This window comes from Pediococcus ethanolidurans (assembly GCF_001437405.1).
GTDB lineage: Bacteria > Bacillota > Bacilli > Lactobacillales > Lactobacillaceae > Pediococcus > Pediococcus ethanolidurans.
Window position 1 is genome coordinate 1 of sequence record NZ_JQBY01000033.1, and the last position, 14,521, is coordinate 14,521.

The 14,521-nt window shown below is 34.5% G+C and carries 16 protein-coding genes, 1 pseudogene and 1 other annotated feature; of the genes and pseudogenes, 16 read left to right on the forward strand and 1 reads right to left on the reverse strand.

Features of this window, described 5'->3' with window-relative positions:
- Positions 1-95 precede the first annotated feature (95 nt).
- Positions 96-349, forward strand: a binding site (T-box leader).
- 51 nt (positions 350-400) lie between these two features.
- The 15 genes and pseudogenes from IV87_RS10045 to IV87_RS10120 all read left to right on the forward strand — a co-directional run bounded on the left by IV87_RS10045 (position 401) and on the right by IV87_RS10120 (position 13,161).
- Positions 401-1,579: a trans-sulfuration enzyme family protein gene (locus IV87_RS10045; RefSeq protein ID WP_057807891.1), complete on the forward strand. Its 1,179-nt coding sequence runs from the start codon at positions 401-403 to the stop codon at positions 1,577-1,579.
- A 13-nt stretch (positions 1,580-1,592) separates the two neighbouring features.
- A pseudogene (locus IV87_RS10050) lies at positions 1,593-2,891 on the forward strand (O-acetylhomoserine aminocarboxypropyltransferase/cysteine synthase family protein).
- A gap of 427 nt (positions 2,892-3,318) precedes the next feature.
- Positions 3,319-4,050 carry a YebC/PmpR family DNA-binding transcriptional regulator gene (locus IV87_RS10055; RefSeq protein ID WP_057807893.1) on the forward strand — a complete coding sequence of 244 codons (732 nt, stop codon included), beginning with the start codon at positions 3,319-3,321 and terminating at the stop codon, positions 4,048-4,050.
- A gap of 114 nt (positions 4,051-4,164) precedes the next feature.
- Positions 4,165-5,154, forward strand: coding sequence for a competence type IV pilus ATPase ComGA (comGA, locus tag IV87_RS10060; protein ID WP_236698996.1), 990 nt, complete (start codon positions 4,165-4,167; stop codon positions 5,152-5,154).
- Complete coding sequence (comGB, locus tag IV87_RS10065; RefSeq protein WP_258390204.1) at positions 5,135-6,142, forward strand: competence type IV pilus assembly protein ComGB; 1,008 nt, start codon at positions 5,135-5,137, stop codon at positions 6,140-6,142. The genes comGA and comGB overlap by 20 nt, the downstream gene beginning before the upstream one ends.
- Positions 6,139-6,447 carry a competence type IV pilus major pilin ComGC gene (comGC, locus tag IV87_RS10070; RefSeq protein ID WP_057807897.1) on the forward strand — a complete coding sequence of 103 codons (309 nt, stop codon included), beginning with the start codon at positions 6,139-6,141 and terminating at the stop codon, positions 6,445-6,447. Before comGB ends, comGC begins: the two co-directional genes overlap by 4 nt.
- Before the next feature lie 6 nt (positions 6,448-6,453).
- Positions 6,454-6,891, forward strand: a complete 438-nt coding sequence (comGD, locus tag IV87_RS10075; protein WP_057807899.1) for a competence type IV pilus minor pilin ComGD — start codon at positions 6,454-6,456, stop codon at positions 6,889-6,891.
- The gene (locus IV87_RS10080; protein ID WP_057807900.1) at positions 6,875-7,171 is read left to right on the forward strand and encodes a type II secretion system protein; all 297 of its coding nucleotides are present in this window, start codon (positions 6,875-6,877) and stop codon (positions 7,169-7,171) included. Before comGD ends, IV87_RS10080 begins: the two co-directional genes overlap by 17 nt.
- On the forward strand, positions 7,161-7,571 hold the full coding sequence (locus tag IV87_RS10085) for a competence type IV pilus minor pilin ComGF (RefSeq protein ID WP_057807902.1): 411 nt from the start codon (positions 7,161-7,163) through the stop codon (positions 7,569-7,571). Before IV87_RS10080 ends, IV87_RS10085 begins: the two co-directional genes overlap by 11 nt.
- 349 nt (positions 7,572-7,920) lie before the next feature.
- Entirely contained in the window at positions 7,921-8,931 is a 1,011-nt protein-coding gene (locus IV87_RS10095; protein WP_057807906.1) for a class I SAM-dependent methyltransferase, read from the forward strand.
- Positions 8,932-9,008: 77 nt separating this feature from the next.
- Complete coding sequence (locus IV87_RS10100; protein ID WP_057807908.1) at positions 9,009-10,388, forward strand: amino acid permease; 1,380 nt, start codon at positions 9,009-9,011, stop codon at positions 10,386-10,388.
- Positions 10,389-10,512: 124 nt separating this feature from the next.
- Positions 10,513-11,121 carry a metallophosphoesterase gene (locus tag IV87_RS10105; protein ID WP_057807910.1) on the forward strand — a complete coding sequence of 203 codons (609 nt, stop codon included), beginning with the start codon at positions 10,513-10,515 and terminating at the stop codon, positions 11,119-11,121.
- Positions 11,122-11,158: 37 nt separating this feature from the next.
- Positions 11,159-11,752 (forward strand): YutD family protein, encoded by a 594-nt coding sequence (locus tag IV87_RS10110; protein WP_057807912.1) that lies wholly within the window; start codon positions 11,159-11,161, stop codon positions 11,750-11,752.
- A 10-nt stretch (positions 11,753-11,762) separates the two neighbouring features.
- Positions 11,763-12,533, forward strand: a complete 771-nt coding sequence (locus tag IV87_RS10115) for a TIGR01457 family HAD-type hydrolase (RefSeq protein ID WP_057807914.1) — start codon at positions 11,763-11,765, stop codon at positions 12,531-12,533.
- Between the two features lie 4 nt (positions 12,534-12,537).
- A complete protein-coding gene (locus IV87_RS10120; RefSeq protein WP_057807915.1) occupies positions 12,538-13,161 on the forward strand; it encodes a TIGR01906 family membrane protein in 624 nt (207 codons plus the stop codon).
- Positions 13,162-13,200: 39 nt separating this feature from the next.
- On the opposite strand, the gene IV87_RS10125 is transcribed toward IV87_RS10120, so the two are convergent.
- Positions 13,201-13,842: a VTT domain-containing protein gene (locus tag IV87_RS10125; protein ID WP_057807917.1), complete on the reverse strand. Its 642-nt coding sequence runs from the start codon at positions 13,840-13,842 to the stop codon at positions 13,201-13,203.
- Between the two features lie 111 nt (positions 13,843-13,953).
- Here IV87_RS10125 and IV87_RS10130 point away from each other — a divergent pair, with 111 nt between their 5' ends.
- On the forward strand, positions 13,954-14,349 hold the full coding sequence (locus IV87_RS10130; RefSeq protein ID WP_057807919.1) for a S1 RNA-binding domain-containing protein: 396 nt from the start codon (positions 13,954-13,956) through the stop codon (positions 14,347-14,349).
- The last annotated feature ends 172 nt before the right edge of the window (positions 14,350-14,521 follow it).

Below are 14,521 nucleotides of genomic sequence, written 5' to 3' on the forward strand. Positions count from 1 at the left end.
TACTTCGGACATTATCATTTGTGAATGACAAAAATGATAATAAAGATTAAAAAAAGATTGACTTTTAAAAAGATAGGATTAAGATAATATTTAACATTATAAAAACGAATAGATGAGTAAGTCAGATATTGTGTTTAGAGAGTCGTTGGTAGGTGAAAAATGATGACAATCACTGACTGAAGATGGTCTAATTTAAATTTCGTTAGTCGAGCTGAATTGTAAGGCTATCGCGGGGACTCCCGTTATAGAGTTAAGGTATAATTTTGATTGTACCTGATGAGGAATAATTCGCGAGGATTGTTCGAAAAAAGGTGGTACCGCGGAAAAAAAGCACACTTCCGTCCTTAATCTAGAAATGGATTGGGATGGATGTGTGCTTTTTTGATTGGAGGAATTTAATATGACAGGTTTTAATACAAATTTAGTTCACGGCGAATCAATTCATGACAATCAGACCGGTGCAGTTAACATACCGATTTATAATTCTTCAACGTATGCCTACCCAAGTGCAACCAGTAAAGTACGTTGGGATTACGAACGATCAGGAAATCCAACTCGTGAATTTTTAGAAAAACAGGTTACGCGCTTAGAGGAAGGAAAAAATGGTTTTGCCTTTGCCTCAGGAATGGCAGCGATTCATGCTGTGTTCGCAATTTTTAAGCCCGGAGATCACATTTTAATAGGTAATCAGATCTATGGTGGTACATACCGAATTTTGAATCAATATTTTAAAGAGCGTGGTATTAGTTTTTCAGTAGTTGATACGACAAAGCTGGAGACAATTGAGCCAACAATTCAGACAAATACAAAGGCGATCTATTTTGAGCCCATTACGAATCCACTCCTTCATGTTTCTAGTGTGACGGCGGTAGCTAAAATTGCCAAGCAACATCGTTTATTAACTATTGTTGATAACACGTTTTTAACTCCTTATTTACAAAAGCCACTAAAACTAGGTGCCGATATTGTGGTGCATTCTGCCACAAAATATTTAGGTGGTCATTCAGATGTGATTGCTGGCCTAGTCATTACTAACAGTGAAAAACTGGGACAACAAATTTACTTTATTCAAAATGCTTTGGGCGGCGTTCTTTCACCTGAGAGCGCCAATCTTATTAGACGGGGGATTCAAACCCTGTCGGTTCGGATGGATCGTCAACAACAAAACGCGTTTGATATTATTCACTTCCTTGAAAAAAGACCAGAAGTGACCAAAATCTATTATCCAGGAATTAAAGGCACGAAAGATTACTTGATTGCCTCTCATGAATTAAAAGGTTTTGGCGGAGTTTTATCATTTGAGTTAGGTGAAAAAGTAGATGCGGTTGCCTTTGTAAACCATCTGCAATTAATTAGATTGGCAGTTAGTTTGGGAGCTGTCGAAAGTTTGGCGGAGTTACCTTATGAAATGAGTCATGCGGAGTTACCACTAGCTGAGCGTTTAAAGGCGGGCATTAGTCCGAAATTAATTCGATTAGCCGTCGGTATCGAGGATAGTGAAGATCTAATTGCGGATCTTAAACAAGCGCTTGAATTCGCGGTAAATCCAATAACTATTAATCAACTAAATGTTCAGTAGGAGGATAAAATTAATGACAAAAAGTAAATTTGATACGCTTAGTATACATGCAGGATATGATCCAAAAGATCATCGCTTTGCTTCATCAGTTCCCATCTATCAAACAGCTGCGTTTGGGTTGGAAAATACGGAAACAGCTGATAAAATTGTTACTGGAAAATTAGCAGGCCGATATGATTACTCACGAGATGGAAATCCAACTGTAAGAGTGTTTGAAGATCGTATTGCTGCACTGGATGGTGGTGTGGATGCTGTGGCAGTTGGGTCAGGGATGGCAGCCATTTCCTATACAATTTTAAATGTCGCCGAAAATGGTGGTCGAATTATTGCACCCCGAAATATTTATGGTTCCAGTTTAGATGAGTTTCGAACCTTCTTTCCTAAGTTTGGTATTGATTTTGATTTTGTAGACGATATTAATGATTTTAAAACTGTAAAAGATTTGATTGGTGAGGATACAAAAGCCATTTATGTTGAAAGTGTGGCTAATCCAAGTACGGAAATTGCCGATTTAGAAAAACTGGCTGAAATTGCTCATGCGGCCTGTATTCCGCTAATTGTAGATAATACTTTTCCTACCCCGTATCTTTTACGACCATTTGAACATGGAGCCGATATAACCGTTTATTCATCTACCAAGGGCATAAATGGACATGGTAATGTGATTTCAGGTCTGGTAGTTGATCATGGCACGTTTGACTGGAATAATCCAAAGTTTCCTCAGTTTAGTGAGTTGGAATTTACTTTAGGTGATGAAGATTCACATAAACAATAAAGCTTTGTTAGTAAATTTGGGCAACAAGCCTTTATTAAACGAATTCGAATGAAGTATCTACGATTATTAGGAGCAGTTTTAGAACCAGTGGATGCTTACTTAATTTTATTGGGATTGGAAACCATCTCAGAAAGACTGGATCGGGAGGTTGCCAGTGCCACTAAGATTGCTGAATTCTTATCCACGAATAAGCATGTTAAAAAAGTCTTTTATTCTGGAATTGAAAAAGACAATCCACTGGTCAAAAAATATTTTCCCAAAGGTGTCGGCGGTATTTTATCATTTGAACTAGCTGGAAACACAAAGAACGTGGCAACTTTAATTGATAATGTGCATGTTTTTAGTTATTTACCTAACATTGGTGATTCGCGTTCATTAATTGTAAATCCAACCCGAACGACCCATCGTGAGGTACCTGCGAAGATTCGTGAGTCACAAGGACTGAATGACCAGGTTTTACGATTATCGATTGGCCTAGAAGATGTTGATGACCTTATTGCTGATTTAAACCAAGCAATTAATCAAGCATTTGAATAACTACCAAGTAAGAAGAATTCTGTATTAGGGAGAATTCTTCTTTTTTTACAAAAATTAGTGTTTGAATACTTAATGAACTACAATTAAAATGTCTTGAAACAATCAAATATTTCTATTGATAGCCTTCATAATTTTCGGAAACGGAATGCGTATCGTGCAATTAGCTATTAAGTTTTGAATAAGAAGACACTTGAATAAATTAAAAATAAGAAGTAAGATTTCTTAAATTAATCTGCTGATTTTTTGATAATTGAAAATATGAACTTGATTTTATTGACAATTTGGGAATGCTTTTTGCAAACTTCGGGAAAAATAGTTTAACTATTCTATTGATCTGAATAACTTGCGTAAAGACTTATTTTTGGCTATAATTGAAAAGGTTTTAATACCAAAACAGAATTCATTAAAAGAAAAGAGGAGTTTGGAAATGTCAGGACATTCTAAATGGCACAATATTCAGGGTCGTAAAAACGCTCAGGATGCTAAACGTGGAAAAATTTTCCAAAGAATTTCACGTGAAATTTATATGGCAGTCAAAGCTGGGGGTCCTGACCCTTCTGGTAACCCTCAGTTACGTCTAATGATGGATAAAGCTCGGGCTGCAAATATGCCAAAAGATAACATTAAACGTGCCGTTGATAAGGGCGCTGGTGTTGGCGGAGCTGCATATGAAGAAATTACTTATGAAGGTTATGGCCCCGGTGGTACAGCAATTATCGTGGAAACCTTAACAGACAATAAAAATCGTACGGCAGCTGCTATTCGTTCTGCATTTACGCATCATGGTGGTTCACTTGGTGCAAGTGGTTCAGTATCATATATGTTTGATCGTAAGGGATACATCGTTATTTCTCGTGAAGACAACGATACTGATGAAGACACAATGATGATGGATGCATTGGATGCCGGAGCGGATGATATTCAATCTTCTGATGATGCTTTTGAGATCTATACGGATCCTAAGGCATTGGCAGAGGTACGTGATGCTTTAGAAAAGGCTGGTTATAAATTAGCAACTGCTGAATTAACCATGATTCCTGAGAATGAAACACCTGTACCAGAAGCTAAGATTAGTCAGTATCAAGGTTTGATTGACGAATTAGAAGATAATGATGATGTTTCTGAAGTTTATGAAGCAGCTGAAATACCAGAAGAGTAATTAAATAATTTGAGTTTTAAAAAGTCAAGTTCGTAAAGAACTTGACTTTTTTTATATCTAAATAAATAAATATAGCTTTTTTACGTATCTTAATTTTATGGAGGAGGGAAGACATTGAAATTAGAAGACTATGTACAAAAATTTATGACAACCTGTATTGAAAAACGAGCAACTGATTTGTATCTTTTGCCTAAATTAGATGAGTATCAGGTGATGTATAAAAGATTAAATCACTGTCATTTGATTCAAGAGGTTTCTCAACAAGTCGGTGAACAATTAATTGCTTTTTTTAAATTTCAAGCAGATATGGCACTTAGTGAGAAAAGGCGACCACAAACGGGAGCCTATCATTGGAATTCAGATGAAAATAGAGTGGTTCATTTACGGCTCTCGACTGTGGGTGATTTTTTGAATCGTGAATCATTAGTAATTCGGTTCATCTACCCCATTTCAGAGGTACAGATTCAGCATTTGGATCCACCACAGTGGCGAGAATTAATCGATTTAACAAGTAAACGAGGGTTATTATTATTCTCTGGACCAATGGGATCTGGAAAAACAACTTCAATTTATCAATTGGCACGCTATCTGGCGAAAGAGAAAGTTGTCATGACGATTGAGGATCCAGTAGAAATTTTTGAAAAAGATTTTTTACAGCTTCAAGTAAATGCACGTGCCAAAATGACATACGAGCAATTATTAAAAGTTGGCTTAAGACATCGGCCAGATATTTTTATTATTGGTGAAATTCGTGATGATCACACGGCTAATGTGGCAGTAAAAGCCGCATTAAGTGGTCATTTAGTATTAAGTACAGTACATGCGCAAAATGTATTTGGTGTTATTAGACGTTTGAAGCAATTTGATGTCGATGCTGAGATGCTGCAGCAGGCGTTATGTGGAATCGCCTATCAACGCTTGATTCCGACGAATGATAATGGAGTAGCTGCCTTGTTTGATATTATGCATGGGAAAAAATTGCAGAACGCATTTTTGGAGGTACCTCAAAATAAAATGACCGAAAACTGGAGGAATTGTCTTGTCAGAGAGTATCAAAAAAGCCATATTTCTGAAGCAACCATGGTTGAATATCAGGAAGGATAAATTTTCAACAAAGATACAGGCAAAATTTTTTTCATTATTATCTGATCTATTGGCAGTGGGTTTTAGTTTACGAGAATCGTTAAAATTTATAAAAATTGTGATTCCGAAAAAAGAAAAGCAAATTACAGAAATAATCAGATCACTTGAAAACGGTGATTCGTTTTCAAATTCGGTAAGGCTTTTTTTGAAAGAAGATATTTATTATCAGATATTAATTGCTGAGAAACATGGCGAACTCGCAGATAGTTTAAAAACATTAGGCGTATATTTGAATAAGAAACATGAACATCGTACAAAGCTTATTCAGTTACTAGAGTACCCAGTAATTTTATTACTATTTTTAATAGTGTTGATGTTGGGTATGAAAATTTATATTTTTCCAGAGCTTAATATGTGGAATACAGCAACGCGAGTTCATTTAATAAAACCTTCTACTTTAATTATTTTGTTAATTTGGGGTGGAATTAGTGGTTCGGTCGTAATTTTTATCAAGAAGTTTTTGCAACGGCCTGTTGTCAAAAGAGTTGAAATTATTTGTCGAATCCCGATTGTTGGTAAGGTTTATCAAAATTATTGCCATTATTATCTTTCACTGAATTTAGCAATGTTATTAAAAAGTGGACTGGGTATAAAAAGTATTTGTACGATGCTGACACAATTTTCGTCAACATCTTTGCTATATCAAATTGGACGCACCTTAGAAAAACAACTATTGCAGGGTGGACAAACCAGATTATTTATCAATCGATACCCGTTTATACCACCAGAGTTAAATGTTTTATTAAATAAGGGCAATACAACGGAAGTGTTAGGGCAAGAATTAGACATGTTTTCAAAAATTAAATATCAAAAATTAACTAATCAAATTGAAAAACTAATTGGCCTAATTCAACCACTAATGTTTCTTTTTATTGGTGTTGTAATTGTTTTTATGTATTTAAGTTTATTGCTACCGATGTACCACTCAATGGAGGGAGTTTACAAATGACAAAACTACGGAAAAATAAATCAGCTTTTACTTTAATTGAAATGACGGTCGTCCTTTTTATTATTTCATTGTTAATTTTGATTGTGTTACCTAATATTGCACAACAAAGAAGTAATGCAAAATCTATTCATGGAAATGCCATGGTAGAAGTGGTTCAAACTCAAATTGACTTATATGAAAACGAGCATCAAAAATTACCAGCTTCGTTAGATGAACTAAAAGAGGGTGGCTATTTAACCGAAAAACAAGTTTCTCAAGCAGAAGCAAATCATATCACTATTAAAGATAATAAGGCCGTGAAGTAATTAGGCATGAGGCAAACTAAAAGTGGCTTTACTTTAATTGAAACTTTAGTTGTGCTGTCGATTATTGCCTTTATATTTACCTTTGGTCATTTAACTTTTAAAACGGTGATTGAACAACAAGAAGAAAAACAATTCTGGGCAAAATTTGATGATGATTGGAAAAAGTATGAGCAATTTGCTAATTCTGAAGGTGTGGTTACGTATATCACTTTTGATAAAAACAAGAGAAAGATTAGATTTAATCCCTTAAAAACTTTTAATAAAGAGAACAGTGAAATCAGCTTACCTAAAACCTTGAGTCTGTTTAGTAATCAAGAAGTAAAAATCGGCAGTGATGGTTATGTAAAGCCACAAACAATTGCTTTTCAATCTGAAGTTAATAAGTGCACATATCGGTTAACAATTCAGCTAGGATGGGGAGTCTATCATGTTAATAAAGAATAAGAATGGTTTCATTTTGAGTGAAGCATTGGTAGCGCTAGGAATTGTTAGTATAACAATCATACTAGTTCAAAGCTCGATTCAAAGCGGTTCGCAAACTGAACACCGGCTTGCCAGACAAACTGAAATTAGTCGTACGATGTTGGATGGTAGCCGTCGCCTAAAAGAGTTTCACGCGCAAACAATTTTATTATCAGATGAGGAATTGAAATTCACATCAGAAGAATTGATACTAAAAGACACTGATCATAAAGTATTGAGGGTAATAAATATTGAAGAATAAATCAGGTTTTACCTTGATGGAAACCCTTATCTCGTTACTAGTTTTAGGCATTATTTTTCAAATTATTTCTTTTAGTACAAGATTGATGACAATTCCTGTCAAGCAGCGTGTCAATTCTGAAGATTGGCAAATTCTTATTAATGAATTGGAATCATCAAAACATCAATTTAGACTAAAGAGCAATAGCCATTCCTATGTGTATTTAAACAGTTTAGCTGAAAATAAAATTTACAAATTAGAAAAATATAAGGATCAACTAAGGTTTTCACCAGGTTATATGCCATTAATTTCTCAAGTAAACGCAGTTGATTTTGATTATCAAGAGCCATTTTTGAAACTTCAAATTAAATTTAACGATGGAGAAGTGAAAAAAGATGATGTCTATATTCCCAAAGATTAAATCTGGTTATGTACTTTTATCTGCGATTATTTTTTTGTTCATGCTTAGCGGACTTGTTTTTCAAATTGAGCGTCATCGACAGTCAGATATTGCTTTGCAATCAAATGCAATTGAAGCAAACAATGCACGAATTCTTTGCAATATTTTGATTCTGAAAAGGGCAAAAAATAAAGAGTGTACTTCATTAAAGTCTAGTATAGGGACTATTGAACTAAGTAATAAAAATTTTGTAATTACATTAGGTAATGGTCATCACTATAAGTTTTCGGAGAGTGATGAACCATTATGAATGCCCAATAAACTGAATTCATGTTAAGATACTTGAGGAGTTTAAGTTTATACGAGGTGAATGATTACGAATAATAATGTAGAACAATTATTTAAAATAATTGACGAAAGCACAGAGATCCTTGAAGAAGTATTAGATACTTCTTATTTAGATGCTTTGATCGAAACAGGAAACAATTTAATTTCCGGCCAAGTTCAAATTGAAGATGGGCAACCAAATGAGGAAACCCGACGAAATTTAGAGCATTTTTATGCTGAAATTAACCTTAGTCAACTTGATAATGAAACTATTCGTCAAGCCTTGCAATTAGGTGTTTTAAAAGCGGCACAAAAAGATCATATTCAGGCTAATCATCAAATGACACCGGACACAATCGGTATGTTATTTGCGTATTTATTGCAGGAACTGTATGACAAAGATGCTGCTATAAAAATTCTTGATCCGGCCGTTGGTACTGCAAATTTACTCACAACAGTAATGAATGATATTCATCGTAATCATAAAGATCAAGAAATCAGTGGAGTTGGTATAGATAATGATGATACTATGTTAGCCCTCGCTGGAATCAGTACACAGTTACAACAAATTAAGGTGGATCTTTATCATCAGGATGCACTGGATCAGTTGATAGTTAATTCAGCTGATTTTGCCGTGTCCGATTTACCTATTGGTTATTATCCAATTGATCAACGTGTGAAAAATTATCAAACACACAGTAAAAATGGTCATTCGTTTGTCCATCATTTATTAATTGAACAGGCTATGAATCATGTGGTAGATGGTGGTTTTGGATTGTTTTTAGTACCAAGTAATCTGTTCCAAACGGATCAATCTGGCAATCTTTTAAGTTACTTTAAAAACAAGATCTTTTTGCAGGGATTTTTAAATTTGCCTAAAGATATGTTTACAAATGCAGATTTACAAAAATCAATTCTAATTTTGCAGAATCATGGTAATAACGCACATCAAGCGGCAAAGGTATTGCTTGGAGATTTTCCGTCATTTAAAAATCAAGCAAATATGAAGAAATTTTTGATGGAAATTCGTCAGTGGCATCAACAAAATTTTTAATCTAAATTTTACTTAATTCAAAAATTCCGATATGATTGAGTGTAATTAAGTTACATTCAAACATGCATGGAGGAAATATGAGTGAAAATGAGGATCAAAATTTATCTAGAAGTTTAAAAAGTAGGCACGTTCAATTAATTGCAATTGGTGGCACAATTGGAACGGGGCTGTTTTTGGGTGCTGGCCAATCAATTCACTTAGCTGGACCTTCAATTTTGCTTGCGTATGCAATTACCGGAATTGTTTGTTTCTGGTTGATGAGAGCATTAGGTGAATTACTGCTGTCCGATTTACATTCGACTTCATTTGTTGACTTTGTAACCAAGTATTTGGGTAAACAAGTTGGCTTTGTAACGGGATGGACTTATTGGGTTTGTTGGGTAACCATTGCAATGGCAGAAATTACTGCAGCAGGTTTATACATGCATTTTTGGTTTCCAAGTTTGCCACAATGGATTCCTGGATTTGTTATCCTGTTAGTTTTACTAGCTATGAATTTAATTACGGTTGAATTATTTGGTGAAACCGAATTTTGGTTCTCAATTATAAAAATCACCGCCATTCTGGTACTTATTATTACTGGAATTATTCTTGTACTAGTACACTATAAAACAGCTGTGGGGCACGCTTCGTTAACAAACTTGTTTGCATATGGTGGCTTTTTTCCAAAGGGATTAAAGGAATTTATTTTATCATTTCAAATGGTTGTTTTTGCGTTTGTTGGTGTTGAGATGGTTGGAATGACTGCTGCAGAAACTCAAAACCCGAATAAAGTTATTCCAGAAGCAATTAACGATATTCCGATGCGTATCGGTTTGTTCTACGTGGGAGCCTTGTTCTTCTTGATGGCAATATTTCCTTGGAAATATGTATCACCAACTTCCAGCCCATTTGTACAAGTTTTCCAAAATGTTGGTATTACTGGTGCTGCAGCTATTATTAATTTTGTTGTGTTAACTGCAGCAGCTTCGGCTTGTAACAGTGCACTTTTCACAACCGGTAGAATGTTATTTTCACTTAGCTACAAGCGCCAATCAAAATTAGGTAAAAAACTGGGACAACTTTCACATACTCAAGTTCCAGCAAATGCAATTTTAATGTCGGCGTTAGTTATTGCATTGGCAGTAATTCTGAATATTTTTATGCCCGGACAGGTGTTTACTTTTGTTTCAAGTGTGGCCACAACCTGTTTCTTGTTTATTTGGGGATCGATTATATTAGCTCACTTAAGTTATCGTAAACAACTGACAAATTCGACTAGAAAATCAGATAAATTCAAGATGCCATGGTATCCCTATAGTGACTATTTTGTTTTAGTCTTTCTTATTTTTGTTGGTTTCGTGTTGGTTCTGAAACTGGATACCTTGATTGCGTTAATCGGTTCTGTGATCTGGTTTGCCATTCTTAATTTTATTTATTTAATTCAAAATAAGCAGAAATCAAGTAATAAAAATTAACTTTCTAAACGAGCTTCGATGAGAAGCTCGTTTTTGTGTAAACTAAAATTAAGTGAGATTCTGTAAAAATGGCAGAGAAATGTTATATACTTAGTAATAAGTGAAACAAGAATGAGGGATTAGTTTGATTTTTTTTACAGCAGATACACATTTCTTTCATAAGGATTTATTAGGTAATAACGACTTTGCTCCTCGACCATTTCCATCAGTTGAGGTCATGAATCAGACGATTATTGAAAATTGGAATGCACGGGTCAAACCTACAGACACAGTTTATCATCTTGGCGACATTGCCCTATATTTTACGCGTCCGGCCAAGCTTTCCGATGAAGCTGTTTATAACGTGTTAAAATCATTAAATGGGAATCTTGTTCTAATTAAAGGTAATCATGATAGCCGCGATCTTTTTAAATATTTAAGTAAGCATAACTATCAGGTGAATGGGAAACCCAAATTTGAATTTCACGATGTAGGGGTATTAATTAAAGTAAATCATCGTCAACTGTACATGACGCATTACCCAATGATGATGGGAATTGTAAAGCAAATTATTAATTTACATGGACACATCCATCACTATAGCGTGAATGTAAAAGAAAATTTGAATGTGGGAGTAGATACGCCAGAAAAAGATTACCTAAATTATAAAATTCCGTTTGGAGCACCATTTTCAGAAGCAGATATTGAACAGATGATTGAAGGAAAAAGAGCAGATTTTGCTAAACGAAAATGAAGTTAAATATACTATATGAGAGTGGGAGGTGATTCTGATGACAACTATTAAAAACAAGGATGCTAGTGATGAAGAGACTAAGCGCCGTCCAGTGATTAACACGATTGACATTTTGGATGAAACCAATATTCTAATAAATGGACACCAGTATCAGTTAGTTGCTAATGAGCGGGATGCGTTTGATCGCGAGCAATTGGCGGAAAGATTTAGTCCAGTTTTAAGCAAGTATGATTATATTGTTGGTGATATTGGTTATGAACAGCTTAGATTAAAGGGCTTTTTTAGTGACCAGGATCGAAATGCTAAAGAAAATGAAAAACAAAGTGCAATTCAGGATTATTTGTTAGAATTTTGCAACTTTGGGTGTGCTTATTTTATCTTACGAAATCTAAGTGTTAACAAACCTGCCAAAAAACGAAGCCTAAGAACTAGAGTTGCTAGTGAAAAACATAAAACTAGTTCAGCAAAGAGTAAAAAAAATAATAAACGCGTTCGAAAGTTTAAAGAGAAACCATTTATTCAAGAAAAAGTTACAAAACAAAATGAAAAATCAGTAAATCAACGTAAAAATAAGATTACTGAGGTTCATAAACGTGGTAAACGAACATTTACAATACGAGAAACAAGATGAGGAAGATTAGATGATTTCAGATTATAAAGGATATTTAATTGATTTAGATGGTACTATTTATAGAGGCCGAGACCAAATTCCAGCAGCTGCAAGATTTATTAAGCGATTGCAAGACACAAATACTGATTTTTTGTTTGTAACGAATAATACAACACAGTTACCAGCAGATGTAGCAAAAAACTTAAGGGAAAATCATAATATTAATGTAACGGCTAACGAGGTATATACCGCGGGATTAGCAACAGCTGATTATTTAGATGGAATCGCGGGAAATAAGCGTAAAGTCTATGTTATCGGTGAATTAGGACTAAAACAAGCGTTGCTAAATAAACATTTTGAGTTTGATGAAGTACATCCTGATTGGGTTGTCGTTGGCTTAGATTACGATGTAACGTACCATAAGTTTGAATTAGCTACTTTGGCTATTAAACGAGGAGCTACATTTATTGGCACAAATGCGGATACAAATCTACCAAATGAACGAGGATTAGTACCAGGTGCAGGTTCTTTAATTGGTTTAGTAGAACGATCAACTCAGCAACGAGCCACTTATGTTGGTAAACCAGAAACTATTATTATGCAAAAAGCGGTTAAAAAAATCGGACTTGCAAAAGATGAGGTTGTGATGGTTGGAGATAACTATATGACTGATATCTCAGCTGGTATTAATTTTGGAATAGACACGTTGTTAGTCTATACGGGTGTCTCAACACCTGAATTTGTTAAAAATCAGGACATTCAACCGACCCATACTATTAAATCTTTTGATGAATGGAAGTAGAAACATGCAACTGAAAAGATTGGGCCAATGGTGCGGATTCCATTTATTTGGAATTTCCTTAGCCATTTTTTTGGTTATCAATTGTACTTTTCTTTATGATTGGTCATTGAAGTGGTATAACGTTCAAGCTGATGTTAGCTTAACAAACACGCAAATTATGCATAACTATCACCAGTTGATTATGTATTTAAGCTTTCCATGGGTTAAACAATTAAAAATGACCAACTTTAACAGTTCAATGGCGGGGCTGCAACATTTTGCGGATGTTAAAAATCTTTTTATGCTGAACGAAGTAGTGTTACTTTTCTCGGCCGTTATTTTCTTCTTTTTCATTCGTGAATTGATTAAAACTAAGATGCTTTGGCAATTGATTCGACCGTTACAAGTTGCTATGGTAGTTCCTTTGTTTATTGGAGCGATGATGAGTATTTCATTTGACCAGTTTTTTATTGCTTTTCATAAAATTTTATTTCGAAATAATGATTGGATATTTGATCCTCAAAAAGATCCTATTATTAATGTTTTACCAGAGCAATTCTTCCTTCAGTGTTTTATTTTTGTGTTTGTCTTTGTAGAAGGCTTTTATCTATTTTTTATTTGGCTGGGAAGACGAGAATTGAAAAAATAAGCCTTATTCGTTTTTTGATGACGAATAAGGCTTTTTGTTTTAGACAGCTTTTTTCTTTGTTTTTAAAAACGATATAAGAATTGGAATTAGTGAGATAAGAATTATGCCAATAACAATTGCAGAAAAATGTTGTTTGACAACTGGGAAATTTCCAAAAAAGTAACCCGCACCACAACAAAGAGCAACCCATGTTGAAGATCCTAGAATATCGAAAATAATAAATTTCTGGTATTTAAAATTACTACCACCAGCAACAAAAGGAGCAAAAGTTCTTATGATTGGCATGTACCGAGCAAATGTAATGGAAATACTACCATAGTGATCAAAGAACTCTTTTGATTCCTCCATTTTTTGTTTATTTATCAACTTGCCAAATATATGATGTTCGGTAAGCGCGTTGCCTATGAGGCGACCGATGAAGAAGTTAGTGGAATCACCAAGGACTGCGGCAAAGAAGAGCGAGAATATAAAGATCCAAATATTTAAATGGTAAATACTATTTGCTGAAAGTGCGGCGGCTGCGAACAATAGCGAGTCGCCAGGTAAAAAGGGCAAGATGACAGCACCAGTTTCAATAAAAATGATGGCAAACAAGATAAGGTAGGTCCAATCACCAAATGTGTTTACTATAGAAATTAAATGTGTATCAATGTGTAAAATGAAATCAATAAGAAAAGACACAGTATTCCTCCATACGTTTGTTTAGTATTCAAGTTTTTAAAAGCACAAGTATTGTATCATACTTAGTCTTTCGCTAAAATGGTTAATAGCATTAAATTGGAGGTGTTAAGTTTGCTTAAAACTGGTGATATAGTTCAAGGAACAATTACTGGAATTCAGTCATACGGTATTTTTGTTGAGGATTGTGCATCTTCATTTAAAGGCTTAGTTCATATATCGGAATGCAGTGATGAATATATTGGTGACCTTTCCTCGTTTTATAAAATTGGGCAAGATATTTCGTGCCTTATTGTAGATATTGATCCGATAAATCAGCATATAAGCCTTTCAATCAGGGCACTTGATCAACAAAAAAATATTCACGATAAGCCTAATCCTAGCGTAGTCCATGCGTATCATAAATTTTATTGGACCAGTAATGAGAATGATGTTGGTTTTGGAAGTATTGCTGCTAATCTGTCTGACTGGAAGGCTGAAGCAAGACAGACGTACAATATTAGAAGTTGATTAATTCAACTTTAAGCGTCATTTTTATAAAAGGACTTGACCAAGTAATTTTTTCTTGGTATTATATTCAAGGTCGTTTTGAACGAGAAAAGTTAATTTAAAATATTAAAAAAGTTGGTTGACTTTTAGAATTTGAAATGCTAAAGTTAAATAGTTGCGTTGAGGCGTTTAG